The organism is bacterium (assembly GCA_040756715.1).
Taxonomy (GTDB): domain Bacteria; phylum UBA9089; class UBA9088; order UBA9088; family UBA9088; genus JBFLYE01.
Genome location: JBFLYE010000160.1, coordinates 1 through 4,956 on the forward strand (window position 1 = coordinate 1; position 4,956 = coordinate 4,956).

Below are 4,956 nucleotides of genomic sequence, written 5' to 3' on the forward strand. Positions count from 1 at the left end.
AAGGAAAGACAATTCCTGTATATAAAGAAATATTGGGGGATTTAGAAACGCCTGTCTCTTGTTTTTGTAAGGTAAGGGGTGAGTATTCATATCTTTTAGAGAGTGCAGAGAGTGAAGAGCGTATTGGAAGATACTCAATTATTGGAGTAAATCCAAGGGTGTTTTTTAAGATTGAGAAAGATATTGTTGAAATTTCAAAGGATGGAAAAAAAAAGATAAAAAAAACAGAGGAAAATCCCCTTCTTTTTCTTAAGGAGATAATTAACTCATATAAGACAATCCAAATTGATGGTCTTCCAAGATTCTTTGGTGGTGCGGTTGGATTTATCGGCTATGATTATATAAGGTTTATTGAAGACCTTCCTTCCAGAAAAAGGGATTCTCTTAAAATTCCCACCGCATTTTTTGTCATAACAGAGAATAATGTAATCTTTGACCATTTTAACCACACAATAAAGATTATAGCATCTATTCCCATTGAGAAAAGCCCTGATGAAACATATGAGACAGCAATAGAATCCATAGAAAGGTTGGAGGAGAAGCTAAAAAAGCCCATTGATTTACTTCAAGAAAAAATAAAAAGCTGTAAGGAAGAATTTGAAACAAGCAAAGAAGATTATGTAAAAATGGTAGAGAGAGCAAAGGAGTATATAAAAGCAGGCGATATTTTTCAGGTTGTTCTTTCCCAGAGAATAAAGAGAAAAACATCTGTTTCACCTGTTTCCATATACCGTGCCCTTCGGCACATAAATCCATCTCCCTATATGTTCCTTTTGGATTTTTCCGATTATAAGCTTATTGGTTCATCCCCTGAGCTTTTGGTAAAGCTAGAAGATGGCATTTGTGAGACAAGGCCTATTGCAGGAACAAGGAAAAGGGGAAAAACAGAGGAGGAGGATAAAAGATTGGAAGAAGAGCTTTTAGATGACCCTAAAGAGAAAGCAGAGCATATTATGCTAGTGGATCTGGGAAGGAATGACTTAGGAAGGGTATGTGATTTTAACTCTGTTTGTGTTTCTTCCTTTATGAATGTTGAAAAATATTCCCATGTAATGCACATTGTAAGCATGGTTTGTGGAAAAATAAAAAAAGGGCTTTCTGGATTTGAGCTTTTATCTGCCTCATTTCCCGCAGGCACACTAACCGGCGCTCCAAAGATAAGGGCTTGTGAGATAATTGATGAGCTTGAGCCAAAGAGAAGGGGAATATATGGAGGGTGCGTTGGGTATTTTGGCTTCTCGGGAAATATGGATACAGCAATCACCATAAGGACAATCTTGCTTCATAAAGGGATTGCTTATATCCAAGCAGGAGCTGGCATAGTTTCCGATTCAGACCCAGAGAGGGAATATGAGGAATCTTTGAATAAAGCAGATTGCTGTCTTTCTGCTATATCCCTTGCAGAGAAAGGGTTTATTTTATAAGATTTTCAAGCCTTTTTACCCTTTCTATAAGCTTGGGTAGCCTTTGGATAAGGCCATGAAGCCTTTTTTCTTCTCTGTGGTCTTTGGCAGGAAAACCAGAGACAATTTTTTCGGAAGGAATATCCTTTGTTACACCGCTTCTTGCCGCTATGGTTGTTTGGCTTCCTATCTTTATATGGTCTGAGATTCCAGCCTGTCCAGCTATAACTACATTATCGCCTATAACTACAGAGCCTGATATGCCAACCTGGGCAACAATGATGCAATTCTTTCCTATAATGCAATTATGGGCAATATGAACCAGATTATCTATCTTTGTCCCTTTTCCTATTATTGTATCCTTTGTTGTTCCCCTGTCAATTGTTGTATTTGCCCCTATTTCAACCTCATCCTTTATTAAAACCCCTCCCTTATGGGGCATCTTTACATTCTTTCCATTATCTTTGATATAGCCAAAGCCATCAGAGCCGATAACAACTCCAGAATGGATAATCACACTATCTCCAATTTTTGCATTCATTATAACAGCCCTTGGGTAGACAATCGTCCCTTTTCCAATTGTAACATTCATTCCAATATAAACATTGGGGTAGATAATTGCTCCTTCTTCTATCTTTGCTCCATTTTCAATCACAGCAAAGTCTCCAATGGCTACATTATCTCCAATCTTGGCATTTTCTGAAATGCTTGCCTTTTTGCTTATTCCACAAGGGTGTTTAATTGATGAAAAAATAGAAAGCAATTTAGAGAAGGCAAGCTTTGGATTATCAACCAAGATAACCGGGATGGATATTCCTTCCCCTTTTTCCTTTAGAATAATGGCAGAGGCTTTTGTATCTTTTACCTTACCTCCATTAAGGCTAAAGGTAATCTCCCCTTTTTCTGCATCCTCAATAGAGCTTACACCCTCTATCTCTATATCTTCACCAATAAGCTTACCTTTAAGAATTTTGACAATTTCCTTAAGCCTCATTTTAATATCTTACGCTTCTTAAGATAGATTGGTCAAGGTGTTATGTGTTTATTTGGTATCTTGAATCTTAAATTCTATAAAAACCTTGCTAAATAATGGTTAAGTAGATAAAATAAGGCTATGTCTGATTGTGGCATATTTGGGGCTTTTGGTTTGCAAGATGCGGCTTTTTCTACATACTTAGGGCTATTTGCCCTCCAACATAGGGGTCAGGAATCTTGTGGAATTATATCATCTGATGGCAATTCCTTCTATCTCCATCGCCAAATGGGTCTTGTCTCTTCACTTGATAAAAATGATTTAAATAAGCTTACCGGAGATAAGGCAATTGGACACATAAGGTATTCAACCGCTGGGCTTTCAAGGATAGAGGAGGCACAACCATTTCTAATCACATACAATGGAGGCTTACAGATTGGCCTTTGCCACAATGGGAATATAGTAAATAGTGGCCATTTAAGGGGAAGGCTTGAAAGGGAGGGAGCAATATTCCAGACAACATCAGACTCTGAGGTAATTCTCCACAGGATAGCAAGGGCTAAACAAAAGGATTTTCTCCCTGCTTTGGTTTATTCCCTCTCCTTAATAAAAGGTGCATATTCCCTCCTTTTCATTTTGAAGGATAAGCTTGTTGCTGTAAGGGATCCATTTGGCTTTAGACCCCTATCTATGGGAAGAAAAAGGGATGCCTTTTTTATCTCATCCGAGACCTGTGCCTTTTCTCTGGTTGAAGCAGAATACATAAGGGATGTGGAGCCTGGTGAGATTGTTGTAATAGATAAAAATGGCCTAGAATCCTTTAATTTTGTTAAAATTTCTTCCCAGATTGCTATTGATGGAATGCAATATAAAATAGGTGATTATGAGCTTCCCTATAAAATAAGGAATGCATATTGTGTGTTTGAGCATATCTATTTCTCCCGTCCCGATAGCCTTATTTTTGGGGAAAAGCCTTATAGTGTAAGGAAAAGGCTTGGAAGGCAGCTGGCAAAAGAAGCAGGGGTCAAAGCAGATATTGTTATCTCTGTTCCAGATTCAGGAACAATTGCCGGCCTTGGTTATTCAGAGAGCGCAAAGATTCCATTTGAATCTGCCCTCATCCAAAACCATTACATTGGTAGGACATTCATTTATCCAAAGCAAAAGATAAGAAAGGCAGGTGTTGAGATAAAGCTTAACCCTGTCCCTGAGGTATTGCAAGGAAAAAAGGTTGTTGTGGTTGATGATTCAATTGTCAGGGGAACAACCTGTAAAAGGATAATAAAAATGATAAGAAATGCTGGTGCAATTGAGGTTCATCTTAGAATTTCCTCGCCTCCCATAAAATATTCCTGTTTCTATGGCATAGATACACCAAAAAAGGAAGAGCTTATTGCAAACAATAAAGAATTAAAAGAGATAGAGGAATTTATGAATGCGGATTCTGTAAGGTATATTTCTTTGGATGGAATGCTCTCTTGTGTCCAAAACCCAAGCAATTATTGCACAGCTTGTTTTTCTGGAGAATATCCTATTTTATGATTTAGGATTTTTAAAATGTATAAACTAACAGAAAGCGATAAAGCCCTTATAAAAATGGCACTCAAGGAGGATATCGGAGAAAGAGACCTTACATCCTCTGCAATTGCCCATTGTTCTTTTATTTCAGCCCAAATTATAGCAAAGGAAGAGGGGATTGTAGCTGGAATTGATATTGCTAATAAGTGCTTTTTGGAGGTAGATTCTAAAATTAAGATAAAACGAGTAATTAAAGATGGAGAGATTGTAAAACCCGATTCAATTATCCTTGAACTTACCGGATGTGGAGAATCCATCCTTTCCTGTGAAAGAACAACCCTAAATTTTCTAGGAAGCCTATCTGGGATTGCAACCCTTACCTCAAAATTTGTCCAAAAGGCATCTCCTTCTAAAATATATGACACAAGAAAAACAACTCCGGGCTTTAGAAGGATGGAGAAATATGCTGTAAAAATAGGTGGTGGATATAACCATAGATTTGGTCTATTTGATGAGATTCTTATTAAAGATAATCATATAAAAATTGCCGGTGGAATAAAAAAGGCAATTCTTTTGGTAAAAAAGAAATATCCCAAGAAAAAGATAGAGGTAGAGACAGAAAATTTAGAGCAAGTAAGGGAGGCAATCTCACAAGGTGCTGATATTATTATGCTTGATAATTTTGATATTTTAAAGATGAAAGAGGCAATTTCTCTGATACGAAAAAAGGATAAAAACATAAAGATAGAGGTCTCAGGTGGCATAAATTTATCAAATATAGAGGATATAGCCAGATTTAATCCAGATATTATCTCCATTGGAGCCTTAACCCATAGTGCAAAGGCATTAGATGTAAGCCTTGAAATTAAATGAAGGTCTGCCTTCTTTCTGCAAAAATAAGGTAAAGATTTGTTAAAACAATAAGTACACAACAGCGCACGTGGTATAGACATATTTACCACCCCTATTCAATTTTAAGCAGATAGGAAATTCATTTGCCCTCTTATAATATCTCTTCAAGGTGTAGAACCGGAAAGAGAAAAATATGAGAGGAAAAGAAGT

At 37.0% G+C, this 4,956-nt stretch carries 4 protein-coding genes; 3 read left to right on the top strand and 1 reads right to left on the bottom strand.

Going from position 1 to position 4,956, the window contains the following annotated elements:
* Positions 1-1,424: anthranilate synthase component I (gene trpE, locus AB1397_05835; protein ID MEW6482506.1), on the top strand; the 1,424-nt coding region annotated here is incomplete at its 5' end.
* Here trpE and lpxD read toward each other — a convergent pair.
* Positions 1,414-2,397 carry a UDP-3-O-(3-hydroxymyristoyl)glucosamine N-acyltransferase gene (lpxD, locus tag AB1397_05840; protein ID MEW6482507.1) on the bottom strand — a complete coding sequence of 328 codons (984 nt, stop codon included), beginning with the start codon at positions 2,395-2,397 and terminating at the stop codon, positions 1,414-1,416. The two genes, trpE and lpxD, sit on opposite strands and share 11 nt — an antisense overlap.
* 120 nt (positions 2,398-2,517) lie before the next feature.
* On the opposite strand from lpxD, the gene purF reads away from it, so the two are divergent.
* The gene (gene purF / locus AB1397_05845; protein MEW6482508.1) at positions 2,518-3,918 is read left to right on the top strand and encodes an amidophosphoribosyltransferase; all 1,401 of its coding nucleotides are present in this window, start codon (positions 2,518-2,520) and stop codon (positions 3,916-3,918) included.
* Positions 3,919-3,933: 15 nt separating this feature from the next.
* Positions 3,934-4,767 carry a carboxylating nicotinate-nucleotide diphosphorylase gene (gene nadC, locus AB1397_05850; GenBank protein MEW6482509.1) on the top strand — a complete coding sequence of 278 codons (834 nt, stop codon included), beginning with the start codon at positions 3,934-3,936 and terminating at the stop codon, positions 4,765-4,767.
* Positions 4,768-4,956 lie beyond the last annotated feature (189 nt).

What these genes read in the sequence shown, in the direction of transcription:
- nadC (MEW6482509.1), top strand. Translation starts at nt 3,934, where the DNA reads ATGTATAAACTAACAGAAAGCGATAAAGCCCTTATAAAAATGGCACTC.
- purF (MEW6482508.1), top strand. Translation starts at nt 2,518, where the DNA reads ATGTCTGATTGTGGCATATTTGGGGCTTTTGGTTTGCAAGATGCGGCT.
- lpxD (MEW6482507.1), bottom strand. Translation starts at nt 2,397, where the DNA reads ATGAGGCTTAAGGAAATTGTCAAAATTCTTAAAGGTAAGCTTATTGGT.